Raw genomic sequence first — 23,971 nt, 5'->3', positions numbered from 1 at the left:
AGGGAACAGGACATCAAATACCGCATGGTGGAGACGTCTCAACGCACGATTGCGCGGCTGAATCCCGGCCCGGGACCTGTGCCCTATGACAAGCGCAAGCTGAGCTACGCCAACACTTTCAGCAATCCCTGGAAGGCCAACACGATCCGCACGCTGGAGTGGCTGACGGGCAAGCTGCCGCTCTTGCGGCTGGTGCGCAAGTTCGAACGCATGGGCCCGGCGGACGGGCACGCGTTTTTCGGCCAGGCGCTGGGGCTGATGGGCATTTCCATTCAGACGCCCCCCGAACAGATTGCCCGCATCCCCAAGACCGGCCCGGTGATCGTCGTGGCCAACCATCCGCACGGGCTGATCGACGGAATGGTGCTGGCCGAACTGATCGGCAAGGTGCGCACCGACTACAAGATCCTGACCCGGTCGCTTCTGACCGGCGTCGACGAGATTTCGGAGTTCATGATCCCTGTGCCGTTCCCGCACGAAGAGGACGCGCGCGAACAGGGGCTTGAGATGCGCGCCAGCGCCATGGCGCACCTCAAGGCCGGGGGGGTGATCGTGCTGTTTCCGTCCGGCGTGGTGGCGGCGTCGGAAACGATGTTCGGCCCCGCCATCGAGGCGACGTGGAACCCGTTCACCGCCAAGATGATCCAGCGCTCGGGCGCGACGGTGGTGCCGATCTTCTTTCCCGGGCAGAATTCCCGCGCCTACCAGATCGCCAATCGCGTGTCGCCGACGATCCGGCAGGGGTTGCTGATCCACGAGGTCGTGCATGCCTTCCGCAAGCCGCAAAAGCCGGTGGTGGGCGAGCCGATCAGCGCCGATGCGGCACAGGATTTCCCCGGCGGTCAGCGCGAATTCGTGGCGTGGCTTCGTGAAACGACGATGGCCCTGCGCGAAGACTAGAACGGCGGCGGCCTGCCCCCCGCGCTGAACCTCATGAAACCCAGCGGGACAGTCGCGGTCAGCGCGTCGGCACCGGTGTGTCGCCGCGGTAGTCGTAGAACCCGCGCTGGGTCTTGCGGCCCAGCCATCCGGCCTCGACGTATTTCGACAAAAGCGGGCAGGGCCGGTACTTGGTATCGCCCAGCCCGTCGTGCAGCACGTTCATGATCGCAAGGCAGGTGTCCAGCCCGATGAAATCCGCCAGTTCCAGCGGTCCCATCGGATGGTTGGCGCCCAGCTTCATCGCCTCGTCGATGGAACTGACCTTTCCCACCCCTTCGTACAGCGTATAGACCGCTTCGTTGATCATCGGCATCAGGATGCGGTTGACGATGAACGCCGGGAAATCCTCGGCGCTGGCGGCGGTTTTGCCCAGCTTGTCGACCACGGCAAGGCAGGCGTCGTAGGTTTCGCCGTCGGTGGCGATGCCGCGGATGAGTTCCACAAGCTGCATCACCGGCACAGGGTTCATGAAATGGAAGCCCATGAATTTCTCGGGCCGGTCGGTGCGCGACGCCAGCCGCGTGATCGAAATCGAAGAGGTGTTCGAGGTCAGGATCGTTTCCGGCTTCAGATGCGGCAGCAAGCTGTCAAAAATCTTCTGCTTGACCTCTTCGCGCTCGGTCGCGGCCTCGATCACCAGATCGGTCTGACCCAGATCCGCGATCTCGAGCGTGGTCGCGATGCGGCCCATCGCGGCCTCCTTGTCGGCCTGGCTGATCTTGTCGCGGCTGACCTGCCGGTCAAGGTTGCGACTGATCACCTCGACCGCCTTGGTCAGCGCGTCTTCGGTGACGTCGTTGAGCTGCACGTCATAGCCCGCAAGCGCCATCACATGCGCGATGCCGCTGCCCATCTGCCCGGCGCCCACGACGCCTACCGACTTGATTTCCATGCCCGCATCCCCTGCCTGAACGGGCCAACCATAGGCCCGGGCACGGGGCGGCTGCAAGGCGGGTCGATCAAGTTTGAGAGGCATTGTCCACTTAGTCTCTTGGAAAGATGAATCGGCGAATCTGTGAGCGGGTGAAGAAAGAGAGGTGGGTGTGATGACCTATGTGGGGCAGGCCAAAGGTGGCCTGGAGTATTATCCGTGCCGATATGAGCGGTCGCGGGTGCTGTTTCGCGGGCCGCGGCGCAGGCTGTCGGGGGACTATCTGGCCTTTCTCGGCGGGACAGAGACGTATGGGCGGTTCATAGCCACGCCTTTTGTTGCGCTGACCGAACGACAGTTGGGTCTGTCCTGCGTGAATTTCGGGTATGTGAACGCCGGGCTGGATCTGTACCTCAACGATCCTGCGGTGCTGAGCATCGCCGAAGGCGCGGTGGGCACGGTGATCCAGGTCATGGGCGCGCAGAACATGTCGAATCGGTATTATTCGGTGCATCCGCGCCGGAACGACCGGTTCCTTCGGGCCGCGCGCGGTCTTCAGGCGATCTATCCCGAGGTGGATTTCACCGAATTCCACTTTACGCGCCACATGCTTTGCCGGTTGCAAACGCTGTCGCCCGAGCGCTTTGCCTTGGTCGCAGATGAATTGCGCAGTGCGTGGCTGGCGCGGATGAAACAGGTGCTGGCGACCTTGCGGGGGCCGGTCGTGCTTTTGTGGTTCGCACCCGAGGCGCCCGCCACGTCCGAATGCAACCTCGTCGAAGGTGATCCGCTGTTCCTGGACCGGTCGATGATCGAGGCGCTGCGCCCGCGCGTGTCGGCGGTGGTCGAGGTCACGGCGAGCGACCGGTCACGCGCGGAAGGAACGGAGGGTATGGTGTTCACCGAATTCGAGGCGAGCGCAGCCGCCGAACAGATGGGCATTGCCTGCCACGAAGAGGCGGCAGAGGCGCTGGCGGCCACGCTTGCCGACATGCTCTCGGTCGAGGTCTGAGCCGGGTGCCCAGCGGAAAGGCCTGCCGACGGGGCAGGCCTCTTTCGGCGCAGGATGCACGTAAGGGCCCGCGGGAGGCTTGGAACGCAACGACCGCTTCTAGCCAAAAGCCAACAATGCTGTCCTTTGGCCAAGTCTTGGCTTTTTCGCGCACAGTAAACCAAGGCGGCCCCAACACGCTTTCATGAAAGGGTGCTGCGGGCGGGACTTCTGCCGATACTCTATGTGACATTCGCGGGGAAAATTGGCAGGCTGGCTTGAATTGAGGATTGGGGGGAGAAGGTCGTGAAGATTGATGGATCATGCCATTGCGGCGCAATCACCTACGAAGCGGAGCTTGATCCGGCATCGGTGGGAATATGTCATTGTGCGGATTGTCAGGCCTTGTCCGCTTCGGCTTTTCGTACGCTGGCCATTGTACAAGGTGATCGTTTCCAGCTTTTGACGGGCACGCCGAAACACTACGTAAAGATTGGAGACAGTGGAAATCCGCGCGTTCAGGCCTTCTGCGCCGATTGCGGTTCCGGCCTCTACTCCTGCGGCGTTGAAGATCAACCTGCCGCGTACAACCTACGGGCCGGAACGGTAACGCAACGCGCTGAACTGGCTCCGAGCTTCGAATGCTGGACGCGTTCCAGACTACCATGGGTCACGGAACGTCACGGTGCCAGACAGTTCGAGGGCAATCCAAGTGCCTAAGAAGGTGCCGACCTGACCCGGTGTTGCCGACAAAGTCGTATCGGTGGAGGTATTTCGGATACATCGACGATGTGGACAGGGCTGTGGACGTTGCTGTGCCGGGAGCCGGGCGCGCGGCGGGTGATGAGCGACCTGCACTCTGGCAGCTTCGACCCCGACAGCCGACAGCCTCTATAGAAAAAGGCCTGCCGAAACGGCAGGCCTTTGAACCGATTTTCAGGATGGGTGTCAGCCCAGCTTTTCCGTAAGTTCAGGCACGGCAGTGAAAAGGTCCGCCACGAGGCCGAAATCGGCGACCTGGAAGATCGGCGCCTCTTCATCCTTGTTGATGGCGACGATGATCTTGCTGTCCTTCATGCCCGCAAGGTGCTGGATCGCGCCAGAGATGCCGACCGCGACGTAAAGATCGGGGGCCACGACCTTGCCGGTCTGACCGACCTGCCAGTCGTTCGGGGCAAATCCCGAATCGACCGCTGCGCGAGAGGCACCGACGGCGGCCCCGAGCTTGTCGGCGAGCTTTTCGATCAGGGCGAAATCCTCTTCCGAGCCGACGCCGCGCCCGCCGGACACGACGATGCCCGCCGAGGTCAGTTCGGGCCGGTCGCTCTCGGCGACCTTGTCCTCGACCCATTCCGACAGGGCCGGGTCTTCGCCGGTGGCGACATCCTCGATCGAGGCCGATCCGCCGGTGCCTGCGGCATCGAAGGTCGAGGTGCGGATCGACATGACCTTGACGCTGTCCGACGACTTGACGGTCTGGATGGCGTTGCCGGCGTAGATCGGGCGTTCGAATGTGTCTGCATCCACGACGCCCGACACATCCGTCAGGATCATCACATCCAGAAGTGCCGCGACGCGCGGCAGGATGTTCTTGGCATCTGTGGTCGCGGGCGCGACGATGTGGCTGTAATCCCCGGCCAGCGACGCGATCAGTGCCGACACCGGTTCAGCCAGGCGGTGACCGTAAAGATCGTCCTCGGCCAGCAGCACCTTGTCCACGCCGTCGATGGTCGCGGCCTCTTTCGCGGCCTCCGAAGCCTTGGCCCCGGCGCAAAGCACGGTCACGTCACCGATCGCCTTGGCGGCGGTCACGGTCTTGGCGGTGGCGTCCATCGCCAGCGCGCCATCGGTAATTTCGGCAATCAGAAGTACGGCCATCACACAACTCCCGCTTCTTTGAGTTTCGACACGAGTTCATCGACGCTTTCCACCTTGATCCCGGCGGCGCGTTCCTCGGGTTCGGTCGTCTTGACGATTTCCAGGCGCGGGGTGACGTCGACGCCGTAATCGGCGGCGGTCTTTTCATCCAGCGGCTTTTTCTTGGCCTTCATGATGTTGGGCAGCGACGCATAGCGCGGCTCGTTCAGGCGCAGGTCGGTGGACACGATGGTCGGCATCTTGACCTTGATGGTTTGCAGGCCGCCGTCCACTTCGCGGGTGACGACCGCATGATCGCCGTCGATATCGACATTGTTGGCATACATCGCCTGGCTCCAGCCCAGCAGCGCCGACAGCATCTGACCGGTGGCGTTCATGTCGTTGTCGATGGCCTGCTTGCCGCAAAGCACCAGACCCGGCTCTTCCTCCTTGACGATGGCGGCGAGGATCTTGGCCACGGCCAGCGGTTCGATGTCGGTGTGCACGTCATCGGCGGCGACGACGAGGATGGCACGGTCGGCGCCCATGGCGAGCGCGGTGCGCAGGGTTTCCTGGCTTTGCTTGACACCGATGGAAACGGCGACGATTTCGTCCGCCTTGCCCGCTTCCTTGAGGCGGATCGCCTCTTCGACGGCAATCTCGTCGAACGGGTTCATCGACATCTTGACGTTGGCAAGATCGACACCGCTGCCGTCCGCCTTGACGCGGACCTTCACGTTATAGTCGATCACGCGTTTGACAGGCACCAAAACCTTCATCTGCGAAACTCTCCCTTGCGTTGCACGGCCCCCTGGGCACGCGACTCTGAAATCAGGCTCTTTGGGGTGATACCGTCTGCCGCGTCGGTGAAACAGGGCAAAATCGTCACGTTAGCGCCAACCTACGTCGCGTTTTTCCGGCTTGGCCGTCAGTCTGACCTTTGACGTAAGCCGTGGGCCGCGCCCGACCAGACCGACCTCAGTCGCAAATCCGGCGCAGATCCTGCCATTCCTGCGGGGTCAGCAGAGGCTGGGGCGTGAACTGCGCGGGCACGGCGGCCTCTGCCGCGGCGATGCGGTCACCCAACGCCGGGTGCGACAGGAAATGCGCGACGAACCCGTCGGCCTCGGCCCCCTTTTCACGAAAGCGTTCGAACATGCCTGCCAGCGCGGCGGGCGACAGGTCCGCGGCCAGCATCATCTCGTGCGCGAAGGTATCGGCTGCCGCCTCTGCGCCTTGGGTGTATTTCGCCTCGATCAGCCGTTCGGCGAGGAAAAGCACCACGGCACCGCCCGCGAAATCCCCGAAAAGCAGGCCCAGCACGCCGATGGAGCCGGCAGAGCGCAGGGCATGTCGGGTAGGGTCGCGGCTGACCACATGGCCGATCTCGTGGGCAAAGACGGCGGCGACCTCTTCGGGGGTGGCGGCCGCGTCGATCAGCCCGTCGAAGAACACGATATGCCCGCCGGGCAGGGCAAAGGCGTTGAGCATGTCGTGGTTCAGCACGTGCACCGTCAGGTCGGTCGGCAAGTCCTGCCCCGCCACCAGCCGATCGCGCATCTTGTCCAGCGCCTGCACCCCGGCGGCCCGTTCGCAGACCGGCACCGGATTGACCCCGGTGCGGTCGAGCGCAGAGCGGATCTGGTCCAGCGTCACCTCCCCCAGCGCGGCCTCGCCCTCGGGCGGGATGAAGACGGCCAGCTGGTCGGCGAGGCGCGGCACCAGCACGGTGATGATCAGCGCGACCGACGCCACGGCGGCGATGGCCCACAGCACCAGCTGACCGCGTTTCGTCACCGGGGCGCGGAGGTCGAGATTTGGCAGGCGCGGCTCCAGTTCGCGGTCCTCCAGCAGGAGGCGCTGCAACGGATCGTCGCGCAGCCGCAGCGCAAAGACATCGCGCCCGGCCTGGTCCGGCACCTCGCGGATATCGTCCAGCGGCCAGCGCAGCGCCTCGCCCTGATCGCGGGAGATGACCAGTGCGCGGGCGTGTTCGTCGATGGAAAGGCGGACCGCCGCCGCCTCGGGCCGCACGCCGTCGAGGTAGCGGGCGGTGGCGGTAAAGGCCTCGGGGGCGGCACCGACGCGAAGCAGTGTCATATGGAGGCCCCCACGTCCAGCGCCTCGGCAAAGCCTTCGGCCTGTACCACCTCGTCGCGCGGACGCTGGCGGATCGCCGACAGCGCGCCGGGATCGGTGATGCGCAGCCCGCGGGCATAATGGCGGATCACCGGCATGGTGACGAAGGCATGGGTCAGCGCCGACCACATCAGGAAGATGGTGAAATACAGCGCCGCACTTATCCCGATCCGCACGGCGGTCGGCAGGTCGCTCAGCAGGATGACCGTCGGTGCGCCCGCATCGGCCATCATGTCGGCGAAATAGACACCGGCGATCACCACGCCCAGGATCATCAGCGGCAACACGATGGCCACGCCCGCCAGCAGATAGCCCAGCACATAGATCATCGCGATACGGAACGGGCTGGCCTTGAGCGAAAGTCCCGTCCCCTCAAGCGATTTGGTCGCGGTCAGCCGTTCGAGGCTGCGCACGCGGTAATGCACCAGCCCGTAAAGCCCGATCATCCCCGCCAGGATGCCCAACCCCGCCGACAGCGGCGGGTTCTGCGCCAGATATCCGGCCGCCGCTGACCCGCCCGCGAGAGCGGCTGCCACGAAAAGCGGTATCATCGCCGGGTAGAGCATCTGCCAGCGGCCCCCCTGTGCCATCGTCGCGGTGCCGTAAGAGGTGCGGTTGGTGCGGTACGCCTCGAGCCGGTAGGTCATCAAGGGCAGCAGCAGCCCGACGCTGAGGATCGTCAGAGCCCAGTAAAAGCAGGCCCGCGCCGCATAGCCCCAGGCCCCCGGCGCCAGCCCGAACCGCAGGCCGCGCCAGCGGGTGCGCGCCAGGGTGTAGCGCCGCGCGCGATAGCTGGCGTAGAACCATAGCGGGATCACGCCCACAAAGCTCAGCAGGTAGGCGGCGCCGTTGCCTTGGAAGAGCGAGAAGCTCAAAAACATCAGCAGCAGGTTCACGATGCCGATGTAGAAGGCCAGGATCACCACGGCGATGAGAAAGCCCAGCAGCTTTTCAAAGGGATCGCCCACGTATTCCATCGGCAGGCCGCCGGGGCGGACTGCGGACCAGTACCACCGCCGCAGCCGGGTTTTCATCCAGAACCGGTAGAATCCCAGGGTCAGAACTGTCCAGAACCCGGTCTTCAGCGCCAGCCAAAAGAGCCTTGCGCGACGGCCTGCAAAATCGGTGGCAAGGCTGCCGTCCGGGTCAGGTGAACCGGTTGTCGCGGGGGAAGCCGCGTGGGGCCATGCGCCCGGCGCTGGCGCGCTTTGCGGTCCATTCGGCGAGGTCGCTTTCGGTGCGGGTGCGTCCGGCGGGGTCGCGCCAGGAGAGGCCTTCCCCCAGGGTGAAGGTGGTTGCATCCGACAGGCCCCCGTCCTTGTATTTCTGCAGCCGCACGCCTTTGCCGCGGCCCATTTCGGGCAGTTCGTCCAGCATGAAGACCAGCACCTTGCGGTTTTCGCCGACGACCGCGACGGCGTCGCCCTTGACCGGTGTGCAGATCCGGGCGCGTACGTCGCCGCGCACGTTCAGCACCTGCTTGCCGCTTCGGGTCTGGGCCACGACCTCGTTTTCCGGCACGACGAACCCGTCGCCCGCGTCCGACGCGACCAGCAGCTTGCGGTCCGGCTGGTGAATGAACAGGGCCACGATCTCGGCCTCGTTCGGCAGGTCGACCATCAGGCGCAGCGGTTCGCCCATGCCGCGTCCGCCGGGCAGGTTGGCCGCCGACAGCGTGTAGAACCGCCCGTTCGAGCCGAAGATCAGCAGGCGGTCGGTGGTTTCGGCGTGAAAGATAAAGCGTGGGCCGTCGCCGTCCTTGAACTTCAACTCGCGGTCCAGCGCGATATGGCCGTTCATGGCGCGAATCCAGCCCATCTGCGAACAGACCACGGTGATCGGCTCGCGGTCGATCATCGCCTCGAGCGGCACCTCCTCGACCTCGCCAGCCTCGGCAAAGACGGTGCGGCGCGCGCCGCCCTCGTATTCCTTGCCAAAGCGCTTGCGCACCTCGCGCAGCTGGTCGGCGATGGATTTCCACTGCAGGTCGTCGGATTCCAGCAGATCCTCGAGGCCCGCGCGTTCCTCCATCAGCCGGTCGCGTTCGCTCACCAATTCCAGCTCTTCCAGGCGGCGCAGGGAGCGCAGGCGCATGTTGAGGATCGCCTCGGCCTGCACGTCCGACAGCCCTTCGCTGCGCCCGACAAAGCGGCGCGGCACGGCGGCGCTGGTGCCGTCATCGGCCAGAACGCCGCGCGCTACGGCCTCCGCATCCTCGCGCAGATCCAGCGATTTGACGTCGATGCCCAGCAGGGGCGAGACATAGTCGGCTTCGGAGGTGGCCCGGGTGATCGTTTCCTGATGCGCGCGCGACCAGTCCTCGTACATCAGCGCGGCCTTGGGGTCGTCGTCGTAGCGGATGATGTCGATCACGCGGTCGAGGTTGAGAAAGGCGATGATCAGCCCCTCGAGCACCTCGAGCCGGTTGTCGATCTTGGCCATCCGGTGCCGCGCCCGGCGGATCAGCACCTCGCGCCGGAAATCGAGGAAGGCGCGCAGCACCTCTTTCATCGAACAGACCTTGGGTGTCACCCCGTCGATCAGCACGTTCATGTTGAGCGAAAAGCGCGTTTCCAGGTCCGAATTGCGGAACAGCATCCCCATCAGCACATCGGGGGCCACGTTCTTGGAGCGCGGTTCCAGCACCATGCGGATGTCTTCGGCAGATTCGTCGCGGACATCGGCCAGGATCGGCACCTTCTTGGTCTGGATCAGTTCTGCCAGACGCTCCACCAGTTTCGATTTCTGCACCTGGTAGGGAATTTCCGTGACCACGACCTGCCACTGGCCACGGCCCAGATCCTCGACCTCCCACTTGGCGCGCAGGCGGATCGACCCGCGCCCGGTGCGATAGGCGGTGGCGATGTTTTCCTGTGGCTCCACGATCACGCCGCCGGTGGGAAAATCGGGGCCGGGGACGTACTGCAGCAGCGTGTCGTCGCGGGCGTCGGGCGCCTTGATCAGATGTAGACAGGCGTCGATCAGCTCGCCGATGTTGTGCGGCGGAATGTTGGTGGCCATGCCCACCGCGATACCCGACGCGCCATTGGCCAGAAGGTTGGGGTAGGACGCGGGCAGGACCACCGGTTCCTGCAAGCGACCGTCGTAATTGTCACGAAAATCGACGGCGTTTTCATCCAGCCCGTCCAGCAGCGCCTCGGACATGATGGTCATCCGCGCCTCGGTATAGCGCGATGCCGCCGGGTTATCGCCGTCGATGTTGCCGAAATTGCCCTGACCGTTCACCAGTGGGTAGCGGATGGTGAAATCCTGCGCCAGCCGCGCCATCGCGTCGTAGATGGCCGCGTCGCCATGCGGGTGGAAATCCCCCATGGTGTCACCGCTGATCTTGGCGGATTTCAGAAAGCCGCCCGTGGAACTTAATCGCAGCCTGCGCATTGCATACAGGATACGCCGGTGCACGGGCTTCAATCCGTCGCGGGCGTCTGGCAGCGCACGGTGCATGATCGTGCTGAGCGCGTACGTCAGATACCGGTCCCCGATGGCCCGACGCAGCGGTTCCGACAGGTCTCGCGGGTTCATGTTGGGGTCATCGACGATATCATCCATAGATGGTGTGATATCGTCGGGCGAGAGGCGCGTAAAGCATGGGGCGGGGGAAAATTTCCCTCAATTCCCTTAGCTGCACGGGGCGGAATCGGTTAATGTGTCGTCTATCGCGGGCTAGCCTGCGGTGGGGGGACAATACGGAAGTTGGATGTGTTCGGGGGAGCGTTGCCATGACGCGGTTTATTATTTTGTCATTCGCCTTCATGGGCTGGGGTTTTTACGAAATGAGCGGCGGTGCCGACTTCGAACCCGGCTCCTACACTACAGCCAAAGCCGATCCGGCGGACGATGCGGAACCCGCGCCGGAAGCAATTGTCGCGCGCGCCGATACCTCTTCCGCGCCGCTCACGACCGTGGCGCTGACCCGCGACACCGCCGACGACACGGCGCCAAAGCTGGATGTGACGCTGGCGCGGGCCGACCAGCGCGTTATTGAGCCAGCATCCGAGCCTGAAACCGACGCCCCGGTGGATGCCGAAAAACTCGCCGCGCTGGTGGCCGAGGGGATTTCCGAAGCTGAGACCACGGCGGATCTGGCGGTTGGCGTGGAAGACGTCTCCGCCCCCGAGGAAACCGCCGTGCTGTTTTCCATGGACGATCTGAACCGAACCGCCCCCGCTGGTCGCAGCGACCTGCGCGAAGTGTCGGGATCGCGCGTCAACCTGCGCGACGGGCCGGGCACCAGCTATGGTGTCGTCACCCAGTTGGAGCGTGGCGACGACGTGGTGGTTCTGGCCGACACGGGTGACGGCTGGCTGAAGTTGCAGGTGGTCGACAGCAACCGCATCGGCTGGATGGCGGATTTCCTCGTCACCGCCTCGGCAGAGTAAACCTTACCGACGTGTCCCGGCCGTCTGGCCTTTATTGAGCGCCGTCCAACCCGACGGCGCTCTTGCACGTTCTGCGCTCCCGCGACATGACGGGGCACGGCGGGCAAGAGGCAGTTACATCATGCAGAAATCCATCCTCATCACCGGCTGTTCCAGCGGCATCGGCCTTGATGCCGCACAGACGCTGCGGACGCGTGGCTGGCGCGTCTTCGCGTCGTGCCGGGCGCAGGAAGATTGTGACCGCCTGCGCGCCGGCGGTTTCGACAGCCCGCAGATCGACTATGAGGACAGCGCCAGCATCCGAACCGGGCTGGCCGAGCTTCTGGAGGCCACCGGGGGCAGGCTGGATGCGCTGTTCAACAACGGCGCCTATGCCATTCCCGCCCCGCTTGAGGATGTGCCCACGGACGCCTTGCGCGCTACGTTCGAGGCGAACCTGATCGGCTGGCACGACCTCACGAACCAGGTGATTCCGATGATGCGCACGCAGGGGCACGGGCGGATCGTCAACAACTCCTCTGTCCTTGGGCTGGTGGGGATGAAATGGCGGGGCGCCTACGTCGCGACGAAATTCGCGCTTGAGGGCATGTCGGACGTTCTGCGCATGGAAATGGCCGACGCCAACATCCAGGTGGTGCTGATCGAACCGGGCCCGATCACCACGGATTTTCGCAAGAATGCCGTAAAGAAATTCGAACGGTGGATCGACTGGGAACGCTCTGCCCGGGTGGATCAGTACCGCACCGCATTGAAGGACAAGCTTTACCAGGGCAGCGAGGGCGGGCCGTCATGGCCGGCCTCTGCGGTCACGGCCAAGCTGATCCGGGCGCTCGAGGCGCGCCGCCCCAGGGCGCGCTATTACGTCACGACCCCAACTCATGCGATGGGCGCGCTGCGTCGGGTGCTGCCGACCCGTTGGCTGGACGCGATCCTGACGCGCGGCTGACGGCGCGGTTCGCCTTTTGCGGCCATGCGGCTACATCTTCATCAGAAACAACAACGATCCGGGGGCGATATGCGCGACGACCCATTATTCCTGACCATGGCTGCGGTGATGCTGGCGGTGGTGGTGATCCTGATGATCGGGATCGGCGGCTTCGCCAAGGGTGGCGAATTCAATCGGAAATATGGCAACAAGCTGATGCAGCTTCGCATCGCCGCGCAATTCGTCGCGGTGCTGCTGATCCTGCTGTTCGTCTGGCTGCGCAGCGGAGGGTAAGATGGTCGTCCTGAACAAGATCTACACAAAGACCGGCGATGACGGTGAAACCGCGCTGGGCAACGGCGCGCGGGTCGCCAAGCATTCCATGCGGGTCACCGCCTATGGCACCACGGACGAGCTCAACGCCGTGGTGGGGCTGGCGCGGCTGCATGCGGACGAGACGCTCGATACGCAGCTGAGCCGCATCCAGAACGATCTTTTCGACATCGGCGCGGATCTGTGTACGCCCGACATGGAAAAGGATGCGGAACGGGAATATCCGCCCCTGCGGGTGTCAAATGCCCAGACCGCGCGGCTGGAATCGGAGATCGACGCGATGATCGCGCGGTTGGAGCCGTTGCGCAGTTTCATCCTGCCCGGCGGATCGGCGGCGGCGGCCTATCTGCACCAATGCCGGACCGTGGCACGGCGGGCCGAGCGGCACGTGGTGCAACTGGCGACGATGGAATCGGTGAACCCGGCGGCGGTCAAATACCTCAACCGGCTGAGCGACTGGTTCTTCGCCGCATCCCGCATCGCCAATGACGACGGCAAGGCCGATGTCCTGTGGGTGCCTGGGGCCAACCGGGAATAAGCGGCAACCCGGGGCGCCGCTTTCCTTGAGGAAAGCGGACCGGAAAATGCGAATTTTCCGGCTGCGCGGGGTCAGACCGGTTCTGCCTCGAGCCAGACGCCGCCCTCGGGGCGCAGGGTCAGGATCATCACCGGATCCGGGTCCCGCCCAGGCACGGCGGTGAACCGGAACCGCGCGAGCAGGGTGGCGAGGATGATCACCGCCTCTTGCAGCGCAAAGCTGGCGCCGATGCAGATGCGCGGCCCGTCACCGAACGGCAGATAGGCATAGCGCGGCGCGGATTTGCGCGCCTGCCAGCGGTCGGGGTCAAAGCCATCGGGATCGGACCAGAGCGCGCGGTGCCGGTGCAGCGCGTAGATCGGGATCATCACCGTGTCGCCCGGGCGGATATCGACCCCACAGACGGTGTCGCGCGTCTGCGCCGTGCGCGACACCATCGCCGCGGGGGGATAAAGCCGCAGCGCCTCGTCGATGATGCTGCGGATGACGGGCAGCTGGTCGACATCCGCGCCGGTAGCCGCGCGCCCCTGCAGCACGCTCTGCACCTCGGCCCGGGCGCGGTCCTGCACCGCCGGGTCGAAGGCGCAGAGGTAAAGCGCCCAGGACAGCGTGAGCGCGGTGGTTTCGTGACCCGCGACGATAAAGGTCAGCAGGTTGTCGCGTAGCTCCTCTGTCGTCATCGCGCGGCCGCTGTCGGGATCCGAACCCCCCAGCAGCAGGTCCAGCAGATCGGGCACACCGCTGCCGCCCTGTGCCTTGCGTGCCTCGATCGCGCGGTCGGCATTGGCCTTCATCGCGCGCATTTCATCGGCGGCGACCATGCGGCCGGGGCGGGGCACCCAGTCGGGCAGGCCCAGCACGTCAAAAAGCGAGATCTTTCCGGCCTCCGAGATATAGACGTCGATGGCGCGGTGCACCGACGCGCGGTCGAACCCGCCGCCGCCCGACAGCGTGACATCGGCGATCACGTCAAAGGTTGTGGTCACCATCTCGTCAAAGAGGTTCACCGCCCGAGGGCCCGCCGCCGCGATCCGGTCACAGCAGCGCAGCGCCGCGTCGGTCATCACCGGCGCCAGGTTGCGCACGTTGCGGTGCGAAAACACCGGCGCCGCGGTGCGCCGCTGCCAGCGCCAATGCGCGCCTTCCGCGATAAAGAGCGAGTCGCCCACCGCCGGGCGCAGCAGGTTCTTCGTGACGACGGATTTGGGGTAATCCTCCAGCCGGTCCAGCAGGATATGCTTGAGCGCGTCAGGCTCCATCACCATGTGCCAGCGCTTGCCGGTCCGCCCGGATACGATGGGCAGGTGCGTCGCCGCGTCGGGGATGATCGACACGATGTTGCTGCGCGCGGCGCGCAGGCTGGCCAGCAGCCCCAGCGGTTCGTGGCCCAGCGGCACACGCACCGGCAGGCGGGGGCCTGGGTCGTTTTCGGGCTGGGGCTGGGGCATCGCGGGTCTCCGGTCTTCTGCGTCAAAGATAGGCCGCGTGCCAACCCGGGCCAACCCGCTGCCGATTGCATCACGGAGCCTGTCGGGCTATGCCTTTGATATCGCCAGAAGGATGCTGCCCCATGATGCGCAAACTGCTTTGCTGCCTTGCCCTGATCGGCCTCACGGCCTGCGCCGACGGGGCGCGCGAACTCAAGGAACCGGCGGAACCGCTGGGCGACATGAAGCTGGGGCATGCCATCGTGGTGGCGCCCAATATCGTCAAGGGGCCGCTGTCGCGTGATGCCACCGACGAGGAATGGATCGCCAGCCTCGACAACGCGCTCGAGGAACGCTTTCGCCGTTACCAGGGCGACAAGTTCTACCACATTGGCGTCAGCATCGAAGGCTACGTTCTGGCCCAGCCCGGCGTGCCGCTGGTGCTGAGCCCGAAGTCGGTGCTGATCCTCAACGCCACGGTCTGGGACGATGCTGCGGGCAAGAAGCTCAACACCGAACCGGAGCAGATTACCGTGCTCGAGGCGGTGTCGCCCAACACGATTGTCGGGTCGGGGCTGACGCAGTCGAAGGCGGTGCAGCTGCGGGTGCTGTCGGCCAATGCGGCGCTGAAGATCGAACAGTGGATGCGCAAGATGCAGAAGGACAAGGGCTGGTTTGGCGGGCCCGAGGCCGATGCCGTCACCGCGGCCCGGATCGCCGCCGAGGCGCCCGCGGAGGAAGAGGCTGCAGCGGACGCGCCGCAGACCGCTGAAACAGCCCTGGCGGCGGCGGAATAGCGGCCTTTGCGTCACGCCGCGCCATCTCTGGCTTGATTTTCCTGCGCCGACTCAATATCTGCCCTCGCGATGGAAATCGGGCCCGGGCGGCCCCCCCAAGCACGAGGCGTCTGAATTAGATGGCAAAGTCAAAGTTTGAGCGCAATAAGCCGCACTGCAACATCGGCACGATCGGTCACGTTGACCACGGCAAGACGACGCTGACGGCGGCGATCACGAAGTATTTCGGCGATTTCAAGGCGTATGACCAGATCGACGGCGCGCCCGAGGAGAAGGCCCGCGGGATCACGATCTCGACGGCGCACGTGGAATACGAGACCGAGAACCGTCACTACGCGCATGTCGACTGCCCCGGCCACGCCGACTACGTCAAGAACATGATCACCGGTGCGGCGCAGATGGACGGCGCGATCCTGGTGGTGAACGCCGCTGACGGCCCGATGCCGCAGACCCGCGAGCACATCCTGCTGGGCCGCCAGGTCGGCATCCCGGCGATGGTGGTGTTCCTCAACAAGGTCGACCAGGTCGACGACGAGGAGCTGCTCGAACTGGTCGAGATGGAAGTGCGCGAACTGCTGTCGGCCTACGATTTCCCGGGCGACGACGTTCCGATCATCGCAGGCTCGGCCCTGGCCGCCATGGAAGGCCGCGATCCCGAGATCGGCGAAGAGAAGATCAAGGCGCTGATGGCCGCTGTCGACGAGTACATCCCGCAGCCGCCGCGCGCCACCGACCAGCCGTTCCTGATGCCGATCGAAGACGTGTTCTCGATCTCGGGCCGCGGCACGGTTGTGACCGGCCGGGTCGAGCGTGGCGTCGTGAACGTCGGCGACGAACTGGAAATCGTCGGCATCCGCGACACCAAGAAGACCACCTGCACCGGTGTCGAGATGTTCCGCAAGCTGCTGGACCGCGGTGAGGCAGGCGACAACATCGGCGCGCTGCTGCGCGGCATCGACCGTGACGGCGTGGAGCGTGGCCAGGTGCTGTGCAAGCCCGGTTCGGTCAAGCCGCACACCAAGTTCGAGGCCGAGGCGTACATCCTGACCAAGGAAGAGGGTGGCCGTCACACGCCGTTCTTCGCCAACTACCGCCCGCAGTTCTACTTCCGCACGACGGATGTGACCGGCACGGTGAACCTGCCCGAGGGCACGGAGATGGTGATGCCGGGCGACAACCTGAAGTTCGAGGTCGAGCTGATCGCCCCGATCGCGATGGAAGAAAAGCTGCGCTTCGCCATCCGCGAAGGCGGCCGCACCGTCGGCTCCGGCGTCGTCGCAAAAATCATCGAGTAAGGCAGCCGCCTCTCGACATCGCAAAGGCCGTCCTCCGGGGCGGCCTTTTTCGTTGGCGGCGCAGGTTGCCAGGGCCGCCGGAAACCTTTTAGGGTTCGATCAAGTCCCAAGGGTGGATCGACCCGATGCTGCTGGACCTTGCCCCGACAAATATTTCGCTGCTGGTCGCGGCGGCTTTCGTGGCCGCCTGCGTTCGTGGCTTTTCGGGCTTCGGGTCAGGCCTGATCTACCTGCCTGTCGCGGCTCAGATCCTGACGCCGTTCCAGGCGCTGACCACCATCGTGATCTTCGACCTCCTTGGGCCGCTGCCGATCCTGCGGCGCGGCTGGCGCGACTGCGACAGGCAGGATCTGCGGCGTCTGCTGACCGGTCTGGTGGTGGGCCTACCCATCGGTCTGACGATTCTGACCGTTGTCGCGCCCGAGGTGTTCCGCTACGCGGTTTCGCTGGTGGCCCTCTTCATGGTGGTCTGCCTGATGCTGGGGCTGCGGTATCGCGGGACGCTCGCCTCGCCGCTGATCTACGGCACCGGCGGTCTGTCGGGGCTGTTGCAGGGTGTGGCGGGGATCCCGGGGCCGCCGGTGATCCTGCTCTACATGGCCAGCATGCGCCCTGCGGTGGCGGTGCGCGCGACGATGCTGCTGTTCCTGTTCGCCACGGACATCGTGCTCTTGCCGATGCTGGCGCTCTTCGGGCGGCTCGACCTTTCGGCAGTGCTGCTGGGGGCGCTGCTGATCCTGCCGACGATGGCGGGCAGCCTCGCGGGTGCCTGGCTGTTCCGGCCGGAGTACGAGCGGGCCTATCGCGGCATCGCCTATGCGATCATCACCGCCTCGGCCCTGTCCGCCCTGCCGATCTGGGGCTGATGGGGGCGGCTGCGTCTTTTGCATCTGCAGAAAGTGACGCAATGGGCATATCTGACGCAATAAAATGTCGCACCCCCTAGGGATTATGTGCAGTTGCAGCATCGCAAAAGCGCCTTTGCAATCAAGGCTCTGGCGCTTTTTCACAGCTCTGCGGGCTGCGGCACGTATACCGTTGTATCCCGTTAAGACGTTATTTTTATTGATTTTTTTGCCTTCTCGCACCATCTTTGCAGGATGCCGGAGGAGGGGCAGCCGATGAGCCAGATACTGAAGGGAATGCGGGTTGTGGAAGGATCGGCCTTCGTCGCCGTGCCGCTGGCCGGTCTGACGCTGGCCCAGATGGGGGCCGAAGTCATTCGCTTTGACCGGATCGGCGGCGGGCTGGATGCAACCCGCTGGCCCTTGGCTCCCAATGGCAGCAGCCTGTTCTGGGACGGGCTCAACAAGGGAAAGAAATCCATCGCGGTCGACATGAAATCGCCCGAGGGAAAGGAGTTGATCACCCGGATCATCACCGCCCCGGGCGAGGATGCGGGCCTGTTCATCACCAACCTGCGCGTCAAAGGCTGGCTGGATCACGAAACCCTGTCCAAGCACCGCGAGGATCAGATCATGGTGACCCTGATGGGCGACCGGAAGGGCCGCCCGCAGGTCGACTACACCGTGAACCCGGCCCTGGGCATCCCGCACATGACGGGGCCGGAAGGCCACGATGCCCCCGTTGCCCACGCGCTGCCCGCCTGGGACGTGGCGGCGGGCAACATGGTCGTCTCGGCGCTGCTGGCGGCGGAACGGCACCGCCTGCGGCGCGGCACCGGGCAGGATGTGGAGCTGACGCTCAAGGACGTGGCGGCGGCGACGCTGGGCCACCTCGGCGTGCTGGGAGAGGCGGCGCTGACCGGCAAGAGCCGCCCGAAATGCGGCAACGCGCTGTACGGCGCCTACGGGCAGGATTTCATCTGCGACGACGGTGTGCGGGTCATGGTGATCGGCCTGACGGACCGGCAATGGCGCGGGCTGGTCAAGATGACCGGCACGCAGGCGGCGATGGACCGCCTGTCGTCGGCCACAGGGCGCGATCTGAGCGATGAGGGTAACCGCTTTGCCCTGCGGGACGAGATCACGGGCATCCTCAAGCCCTGGTTCGCCGCTCGCCCCAGCGTCATCGTCGGGCGGGAATGCGATGCGGCGAAGGTGACCTGGAGCCAGGTCCGGTCGGTGCCCGAGGCGCTGGCCGAAGATCCGGATCTGTCCGAAGACAACCCGGTCTTCAAGATGATGGATCACGACGGGGTCGGCCGCTACCCGGTGCCAGGTTCGCCCCTGACGTTTTCGGGCTATGACCGCGAGGCGCCGGTTCTGGCCCCTGTGCTGGGCGCGGATACCGAAGAGGTCCTGTCAGAGGTGGCGGGCTGCGACGGAACAGAAATCGCGGCCTTGTTCGACAAAGGCGTTGTGCAGGGGATGCGTAACGGACAGGCCCGTTCGGCGGCGTGACGCCCGTTCCGTATGCGCACGGGGCCCAGACGTGTTGAAGGCCGCCCAATGGGCGGCCTTTGGTCGTTCCGCGCGCCTTTATCTCAGCGCGCGGGACTGTCTTTCATGATCTGAACGGTCATGCCGGGATCAGATCAGTTGACGAAGCTGCGGATCTTGGCGCGCTTTTCGCTTTGCGAGTCACCCGAATAGGCGATGGCCAGCAGCGAGCCGATCTGGGCTTCGGACAGGGTCGAGGTTTCGATGTTCGGTGCATACTGCTGCAGGATGGCCTGGTTGGCCGAGGTGGTCATGGCCGATGCGGCACCGGTAAGAGCGGTGAGAGCGACGGCGGCGATTGCAATGGTGCGTTTCATGTCAATGGTCCTTGGTTTGTGTGGGGCGCTAAGTGCCCGTTTCGGTTTGTGTTTGTCGGTTTGTCTGTCCGACACCAATACAATTGGCCCTGCCGGCCCGGTTTGGGAAATCACGAAAAGCCCCCGCTCTCTCACGCCCAATTGTGGTTGAAGTGACCCAAGGTCGGGCATGTGTTGTGCGGGGCTGCGCAGCCTTGGTGCGGCCCAATGAAACAGGGCTCTCGCGGCCTTTTCGGCTGACATATCCACGGCCCTTTGCGTGATGATCCGTGTGCCGTTGGCCGCATGTCAGACCCAAACGAAAACGTGAGGGTAGGTATGTTACACAAAACGCCGCAGTTCTCACGACAAAGAGCGTGGGATCAGTGCGGTCGTGAGCGTGTTTTGTTGTTCAACGCCGCTTTCAATGCGCCTCTTGCGGCCGGGTGTTCGTGCTTTCGGCAAGGATCGAGCGATACCGCGCGCGAAAGGCTCTTGATTTCGGGAGGGGCTTGGCATAGGCCACACATCGGAAATAGGGGTATAGCTCAGTTGGTAGAGCGACGGTCTCCAAAACCGTAGGTCCCGGGTTCGAGTCCCTGTGCCCCTGCCAGTCCTCCTTAATGTCAGATGAAGCATCGGCCGTTGGGCGCTATGCCCTGTTTGGCGGCTCCTGTCGGCCGTCCGCGCAAGCACAGCGAATATAGCGACTGGCCCTGACAACCCCTGGCACCAGCGCAAGAAAAAGGGGCTGCCCGAAGGCAACCCCTGTCAACTCGTAAAGACTGGACGCGATTACATCACGAGACCTTCGAGCTTGCTCGAAATCTCGGTTGGGCTACCGCCACCGTAGACGATCGCCAGAGCGGAATTCAGCTGCGATTCAGTCAGCGAAGCGATCTGTTCCGGCGTCAGGTAACGCTCGAGAATGACCATTTCGCCTTCGGTCATGGTGTTGGCCTCGGCCATCGGGGTGCCGTTATCCATCAGCACGGCCTGGACCTTGCGGTCAACGTCGCCAGCATCGGTGCTGCTGATCAGGGCCAGCGCGGTGTCGATCTGTGCCTGGCTCAGCTTGCTGACGTCAACGCCCGGTGCCGCGGCTTTGATCTGCTCCATCTCGGCTTCGGATGCCATTCCGGGGCTCGACATGTATTCGTTGCCGCTGACCAAAGCATTCAGCTTGCCCAGCTTATCGCTGCGGTTGTCGCCACCGTTGATGATCTGCAGAGCCTGCGCCACTTCGGCGTCGCTCATGGCTTCAACGTTCACCGTCGGCAGGAACGAATTGATCTCGACCTTTTCCTGTTCGGTGGCGGCAAAACCTGCGGTGGCCATCGATGCGGTCAGGGCCGTAGCAATCAAAAAGCGTTTCATTTGTACTCTCCTACTTCTTTCATTCGTGTCGTACGGTCTTAAGCGGCGTCGTGTGCCGCAGCCGGTATGAGGTAGGAACACTCGATGCGGAAAAAGGTTCCGCAAAAAATATGGCTTAAGTGACTGACCTGTATCTAAAATTCATAGATTATTGAATCGTGCGGGAACGACGAATGGGCCAGTTTGTTCCAGCAAGTGACGCTACGTCTTTTTCACGGGAACGGCACCGGATGCGAGGTTTCGTGATCGGCGAAGAACGCGCTGCGCAGCCCGCCGTAGCCGGGCTTGACGCATTGCCTTGAAACCGCCGCGCTTTGCCCGTATGTGCCCTGCAGCGCTATGAGAGAAGCATGATGGCCCGTACAAATCCGATCAATTTCATCCAGCAGGTTCGCGCCGAGGTGTCCAAGGTCGTTTGGCCGACCCGCCGCGAGGTGCTGCTGACAACCGTCATGGTGTTCATCATGGCGACGCTGACGGCGATCTTCTTTGCGCTGGTCGATCTCGCGATCCGGGGTGGACTGCAGGCGGTTCTGGGGATGTTCGGCTAAGCGTCGGTCGGCCTGCACGGCCGGTCTTTGCCTCTTGAATTCATGGGGGCGGGGCGGTAGTCCACAGCGCAACTTTCCCGAAACAGGCGTGCAATGATTCGAGTTGCGCGCCGCTTTTCTTTTCGGATGTGACAACGGCAAGCCGCGGGCAACCCCGCGCAGAAACAAGGGTAGGGGCCAGATGGCGAAGCGGTGGTATTCGGTGAGCGTTCTCTCGAACTTCGAGAAGAAGATCGCCGAGCAGATCCGGACGGCGGTCGAGGAGCAGGGGCTTCAGGACCAGATCGAAGAGGTTCTGGTGCCCACCGAAGAGGTCATCGAGATCCGTCGCGGCAAGAAGGTCACGACCGAACGCCGCTTCATGCCGGGTTACGTGCTGGTGCGGATGGAAATGTCCGATGCAGGCTATCACCTGATCAACTCGATCAATCGCGTCACCGGCTTTCTGGGGCCGCAGGGCCGCCCGATGCCGATGCGCGACGCCGAGGTGACCGCGATCCTGGGCCGTGTCCAGGAAGGCGAGGAAAGCCCGCGCACGCTCATCCACTTCGAGGTCGGCGAAAAGGTCAAGGTCAACGACGGCCCGTTCGAGGATTTCGACGGCATGGTCGAGGGCGTGGACGAAGACAACCAGCGCCTGCGGGTCGCGGTGTCGATCTTTGGCCGCGAAACGCCGGTCGAGCTCGAATTCACCCAAGTGACCAAGCAGGGCTGAGCCCATCGCGTCACAGCCTGCCAAGGCTTCCGTTCTCAAGAACATCACTCTGACCTGCGCCGTCCGGCGCAGGCTTTTCCGTACAAGCCGGTTTTTCGGGCTGCGCTGGGTTATTGCTGCGCAGCGCGGTCTTCCGCGCCTGTGCGCTGCGCGCCGCACAGGCGCGAATTTGCCGGTGAACCGGCAAGTTTGTCGTTGACCTCACGCTTATGTGTCCGTCTAAATCTTGCCCAATTAACAAGATGTAGTTTGCGCGAGCGAACTGCTGACAGATTTGGGGGAGCATGTGATGCTGAAATATATAAGGGACAGCCTGCCGTGGATCGTTCCGTCCTCCGCGCTGGTGTTTGCCGCCACGGGATTTTTTGGCGAAACGCCGTTCTCGCGCTCTGCGCCCGAACCGGAGCCTGCCGCCGCTGCCACGGTGGACCGCTTTGCCGAGATCACGGCCGCAGCCCAACGCGCCGCTGCCATGCCCGCGCCCGAGCCGGAAATGGTCGCGCGGCAGTCGAGCTTTGACGAGAACCTGAGCCTCGATGCCGCGGCGATGACCGCCCACGCCCCCGAGCCGGCAGAGGTTGCCGCAGCAGCCGCGCCGCAGCCGATCCCCGCCGCACGGGTGCCGCAGAAACAGGCCGCAAGCGCGATTGCAGCCCAGACCGCGCTTTTCCAGTCCTCCAAGCAAGGCGCCGGGTCCAAGGCCGCCTGCGTTCGCGACCTCGAGATCCTGACCAAGGGGTCGCGGGTCTATTTTCCAAGCGGCGGCGTGACGGCAGAGCAGGCCGGGATCGAACAGGCCGGCGTCATCGCGATGATTGCGGAAAACTGCCCCGGGGTGCGCATCCGCGTCGAGGGGCATTCCGATCCTTCGGGGGACCCGGAGGCGAACCTGCGGCTGAGCAAGCTGCGGGCCGAACAGGTCATCAACCGCGTGGCGGCTTCGGGATTGGATACCAGCATGATGTTCGCCGAAGGGCTGGGCGATCAGTCCCCGTCGACCGTCAGCGGCCCGGAACCCAGCGCCTACTATGACCGTCGCGTGGAGTTTGCGCTGGTCGAGGACGCGCCCGAACTGCGGACCGCCAGTGTCGCGCCGCTGAAGGTCAACCCCTGGGCGTCCGAGACCTGCGTGAAGAACCTGGAACGCGCCGCGCAAAACACCTCGCTCTTCTATGCGCCGCGGTCGGTGTCGCTCAACGCGTCCGATCTGGACATCGCGCTGTCGCTGGCCCAGCAGGCGGTGGAATGCCCCTATGCCCGCCTGCGGGTCGTCGGCCACCACACCGCCGAGGTCCAGGCGGACGAAACGCCGTCGACCGGCCGCCTGCGCGCCAAGGCGCTGATGGCGATGCTGGTGGGCCGCGGCGTGCCGTCGAACCAGATCATCATCGCCAGCCCGTCAGCCCCGTTCGCGCAGGATCAGCAAGCGGGGATGCCGGGCAGCCGAGTGAATTTCGACATCATCCTCGAAGACGGCTAAGCGCGCGGCGGTCCGCGGAATCAAGGCTTGAAGACTCGGTAGAGGCGCTGTAACAGGCGCCTCTGTTGCCTTTGGCAGCACAAAGCGTGGGAGGCGAGGGCATCGCGATGTCCGGACCATGACCACGGCAACATGAAAGGCCCGCGTGACGCGTCACCGAGCTGTTGGATGAAAGGAGACGCCAGATGGCAAAGAAGCTTGCTGGCAAGATGAAACTGCAGATCAAGGCAGGCCAGGCCAACCCCAGCCCGCCCGTCGGTCCGGCGCTGGGTCAGCGCGGCATCAACATCATGGAATTCTGCAAGGCGTTCAACGCCAAGACGCAGGAAATGGAGCCCGGCGCGCCGTGCCCGACCGTGATCACCTATTACCAGGACAAATCCTTCACCATGGATATCAAGACGCCGCCCGCGTCTTATTATCTGAAGAAGGCCGCCGGTCTGAAGCCCGTGGGAAAGCGTAATCGCCCGCGCGGTGCCGAAGCGCCCGGTCGTGAAACCGTGGCCACGGTGAGCATCAAGCAGGTGCGTGAAATCGCCGAAGCGAAGATGAAGGACCTTTCGGCGAATGACGTCGAAGCGGCCATGAAGATCGTACTGGGCTCGGCGAAGTCCATGGGCATCGAGGTGAAGTAA

Annotated in this window: 23 protein-coding genes, 1 tRNA gene and 1 pseudogene; 16 read left to right on the top strand and 9 right to left on the bottom strand. The window is 64.2% G+C overall.

Translation table 11 applies throughout. From position 1 onward, the window contains the following. The first annotated feature begins 24 nt into the window (after positions 1-24). Positions 25-900: a lysophospholipid acyltransferase family protein gene (locus tag ACOXXX_RS13600; RefSeq protein ID WP_422827140.1), complete on the top strand. Its 876-nt coding sequence runs from the start codon at positions 25-27 to the stop codon at positions 898-900. 58 nt (positions 901-958) lie between these two features. On the opposite strand, the gene ACOXXX_RS13595 is transcribed toward ACOXXX_RS13600, so the two are convergent. Further along, positions 959-1,834: a 3-hydroxybutyryl-CoA dehydrogenase gene (locus ACOXXX_RS13595; protein WP_422827139.1), complete on the bottom strand. Its 876-nt coding sequence runs from the start codon at positions 1,832-1,834 to the stop codon at positions 959-961. 154 nt (positions 1,835-1,988) lie between these two features. Between ACOXXX_RS13595 and ACOXXX_RS13590 the strand changes: the two genes are divergently transcribed. Both ACOXXX_RS13590 and ACOXXX_RS13585 read left to right on the top strand, forming a co-directional pair. Beyond that, positions 1,989-2,825: a DUF6473 family protein gene (locus tag ACOXXX_RS13590; protein WP_422827138.1), complete on the top strand. Its 837-nt coding sequence runs from the start codon at positions 1,989-1,991 to the stop codon at positions 2,823-2,825. A gap of 285 nt (positions 2,826-3,110) precedes the next feature. Further along, positions 3,111-3,524, top strand: a complete 414-nt coding sequence (locus ACOXXX_RS13585; RefSeq protein WP_422827137.1) for a GFA family protein — start codon at positions 3,111-3,113, stop codon at positions 3,522-3,524. A gap of 228 nt (positions 3,525-3,752) precedes the next feature. On the opposite strand, the gene ACOXXX_RS13580 is transcribed toward ACOXXX_RS13585, so the two are convergent. The 5 genes and pseudogenes from ACOXXX_RS13580 to ACOXXX_RS13560 all read right to left on the bottom strand — a co-directional run bounded on the left by ACOXXX_RS13580 (position 3,753) and on the right by ACOXXX_RS13560 (position 10,370). Continuing rightward, complete coding sequence (locus ACOXXX_RS13580; protein ID WP_422827136.1) at positions 3,753-4,682, bottom strand: electron transfer flavoprotein subunit alpha/FixB family protein; 930 nt, start codon at positions 4,680-4,682, stop codon at positions 3,753-3,755. Beyond that, positions 4,682-5,440 carry an electron transfer flavoprotein subunit beta/FixA family protein gene (locus ACOXXX_RS13575; RefSeq protein WP_422827135.1) on the bottom strand — a complete coding sequence of 253 codons (759 nt, stop codon included), beginning with the start codon at positions 5,438-5,440 and terminating at the stop codon, positions 4,682-4,684. The genes ACOXXX_RS13580 and ACOXXX_RS13575 overlap by 1 nt, the downstream gene beginning before the upstream one ends. Positions 5,441-5,639: 199 nt before the next feature. Then, on the bottom strand, positions 5,640-6,761 hold the full coding sequence (locus tag ACOXXX_RS13570; protein ID WP_422827134.1) for a M48 family metallopeptidase: 1,122 nt from the start codon (positions 6,759-6,761) through the stop codon (positions 5,640-5,642). Continuing rightward, positions 6,758-7,918 (bottom strand): annotated as a pseudogene (locus ACOXXX_RS13565) (DUF898 family protein); the annotation flags it as partial. The pseudogene ACOXXX_RS13565 and the gene ACOXXX_RS13570, both read right to left, overlap by 4 nt. A gap of 28 nt (positions 7,919-7,946) precedes the next feature. After that, positions 7,947-10,370: a DNA topoisomerase IV subunit A gene (locus ACOXXX_RS13560; RefSeq protein ID WP_422827133.1), complete on the bottom strand. Its 2,424-nt coding sequence runs from the start codon at positions 10,368-10,370 to the stop codon at positions 7,947-7,949. Positions 10,371-10,540: 170 nt separating this feature from the next. Between ACOXXX_RS13560 and ACOXXX_RS13555 the strand changes: the two genes are divergently transcribed. The 4 genes from ACOXXX_RS13555 (at position 10,541) to ACOXXX_RS13540 (ending at position 12,996) form a co-directional block, all read left to right on the top strand. Further along, on the top strand, positions 10,541-11,200 hold the full coding sequence (locus ACOXXX_RS13555) for an SH3 domain-containing protein (RefSeq protein WP_422827132.1): 660 nt from the start codon (positions 10,541-10,543) through the stop codon (positions 11,198-11,200). Between the two features lie 121 nt (positions 11,201-11,321). Then, a complete protein-coding gene (locus tag ACOXXX_RS13550; RefSeq protein ID WP_422827131.1) occupies positions 11,322-12,146 on the top strand; it encodes an SDR family NAD(P)-dependent oxidoreductase in 825 nt (274 codons plus the stop codon). Positions 12,147-12,215: 69 nt separating this feature from the next. Continuing rightward, positions 12,216-12,419, top strand: a complete 204-nt coding sequence (locus tag ACOXXX_RS13545) for a twin transmembrane helix small protein (protein ID WP_422827130.1) — start codon at positions 12,216-12,218, stop codon at positions 12,417-12,419. Between the two features lies 1 nt (position 12,420). Further along, positions 12,421-12,996, top strand: coding sequence for a cob(I)yrinic acid a,c-diamide adenosyltransferase (locus ACOXXX_RS13540; RefSeq protein WP_422827129.1), 576 nt, complete (start codon positions 12,421-12,423; stop codon positions 12,994-12,996). Positions 12,997-13,067: 71 nt separating this feature from the next. Here ACOXXX_RS13540 and ACOXXX_RS13535 read toward each other — a convergent pair whose 3' ends face one another. Continuing rightward, positions 13,068-14,444 carry a cytochrome P450 gene (locus ACOXXX_RS13535; protein ID WP_422827127.1) on the bottom strand — a complete coding sequence of 459 codons (1,377 nt, stop codon included), beginning with the start codon at positions 14,442-14,444 and terminating at the stop codon, positions 13,068-13,070. Positions 14,445-14,566: 122 nt separating this feature from the next. On the opposite strand from ACOXXX_RS13535, the gene ACOXXX_RS13530 reads away from it, so the two are divergent. From ACOXXX_RS13530 to ACOXXX_RS13515, 4 genes are all read left to right on the top strand, one after another. Further along, positions 14,567-15,220 (top strand): hypothetical protein, encoded by a 654-nt coding sequence (locus ACOXXX_RS13530; protein WP_422827126.1) that lies wholly within the window; start codon positions 14,567-14,569, stop codon positions 15,218-15,220. Positions 15,221-15,339: 119 nt separating this feature from the next. Further along, positions 15,340-16,515 (top strand): elongation factor Tu, encoded by a 1,176-nt coding sequence (gene tuf / locus ACOXXX_RS13525; protein WP_422825817.1) that lies wholly within the window; start codon positions 15,340-15,342, stop codon positions 16,513-16,515. A 125-nt stretch (positions 16,516-16,640) separates the two neighbouring features. Then, complete coding sequence (locus ACOXXX_RS13520; RefSeq protein ID WP_422827125.1) at positions 16,641-17,381, top strand: sulfite exporter TauE/SafE family protein; 741 nt, start codon at positions 16,641-16,643, stop codon at positions 17,379-17,381. A gap of 255 nt (positions 17,382-17,636) precedes the next feature. Further along, positions 17,637-18,878, top strand: a complete 1,242-nt coding sequence (locus tag ACOXXX_RS13515) for a CoA transferase (RefSeq protein ID WP_422827124.1) — start codon at positions 17,637-17,639, stop codon at positions 18,876-18,878. Positions 18,879-19,012: 134 nt separating this feature from the next. Here ACOXXX_RS13515 and ACOXXX_RS13510 read toward each other — a convergent pair whose 3' ends face one another. After that, the gene (locus ACOXXX_RS13510) at positions 19,013-19,234 is read right to left on the bottom strand and encodes a hypothetical protein (protein WP_422827123.1); all 222 of its coding nucleotides are present in this window, start codon (positions 19,232-19,234) and stop codon (positions 19,013-19,015) included. A gap of 516 nt (positions 19,235-19,750) precedes the next feature. Between ACOXXX_RS13510 and ACOXXX_RS13505 the strand changes: the two genes are divergently transcribed. Then, positions 19,751-19,826, top strand: a tRNA-Trp gene (locus tag ACOXXX_RS13505). Between the two features lie 182 nt (positions 19,827-20,008). On the opposite strand, the gene ACOXXX_RS13500 is transcribed toward ACOXXX_RS13505, so the two are convergent. Further along, the gene (locus ACOXXX_RS13500; RefSeq protein WP_422827122.1) at positions 20,009-20,590 is read right to left on the bottom strand and encodes a hypothetical protein; all 582 of its coding nucleotides are present in this window, start codon (positions 20,588-20,590) and stop codon (positions 20,009-20,011) included. Between the two features lie 353 nt (positions 20,591-20,943). On the opposite strand from ACOXXX_RS13500, the gene secE reads away from it, so the two are divergent. From secE to rplK, 4 genes are all read left to right on the top strand, one after another. Continuing rightward, positions 20,944-21,141 carry a preprotein translocase subunit SecE gene (gene secE / locus ACOXXX_RS13495; RefSeq protein ID WP_422827309.1) on the top strand — a complete coding sequence of 66 codons (198 nt, stop codon included), beginning with the start codon at positions 20,944-20,946 and terminating at the stop codon, positions 21,139-21,141. 181 nt (positions 21,142-21,322) lie between these two features. Further along, positions 21,323-21,856, top strand: a complete 534-nt coding sequence (gene nusG / locus ACOXXX_RS13490) for a transcription termination/antitermination protein NusG (protein ID WP_422827121.1) — start codon at positions 21,323-21,325, stop codon at positions 21,854-21,856. A gap of 289 nt (positions 21,857-22,145) precedes the next feature. Further along, positions 22,146-23,336, top strand: a complete 1,191-nt coding sequence (locus ACOXXX_RS13485; protein WP_422827120.1) for an OmpA family protein — start codon at positions 22,146-22,148, stop codon at positions 23,334-23,336. Positions 23,337-23,521: 185 nt separating this feature from the next. Then, positions 23,522-23,971, top strand: a complete 450-nt coding sequence (gene rplK / locus ACOXXX_RS13480; RefSeq protein WP_422827119.1) for a 50S ribosomal protein L11 — start codon at positions 23,522-23,524, stop codon at positions 23,969-23,971.

The sequence above is a fragment of the Thalassococcus sp. BH17M4-6 genome, from assembly GCF_049323015.1.
Lineage (GTDB): Bacteria > Pseudomonadota > Alphaproteobacteria > Rhodobacterales > Rhodobacteraceae > Puniceibacterium.
This window is presented reverse-complemented; position numbering and strand designations above follow the sequence as displayed.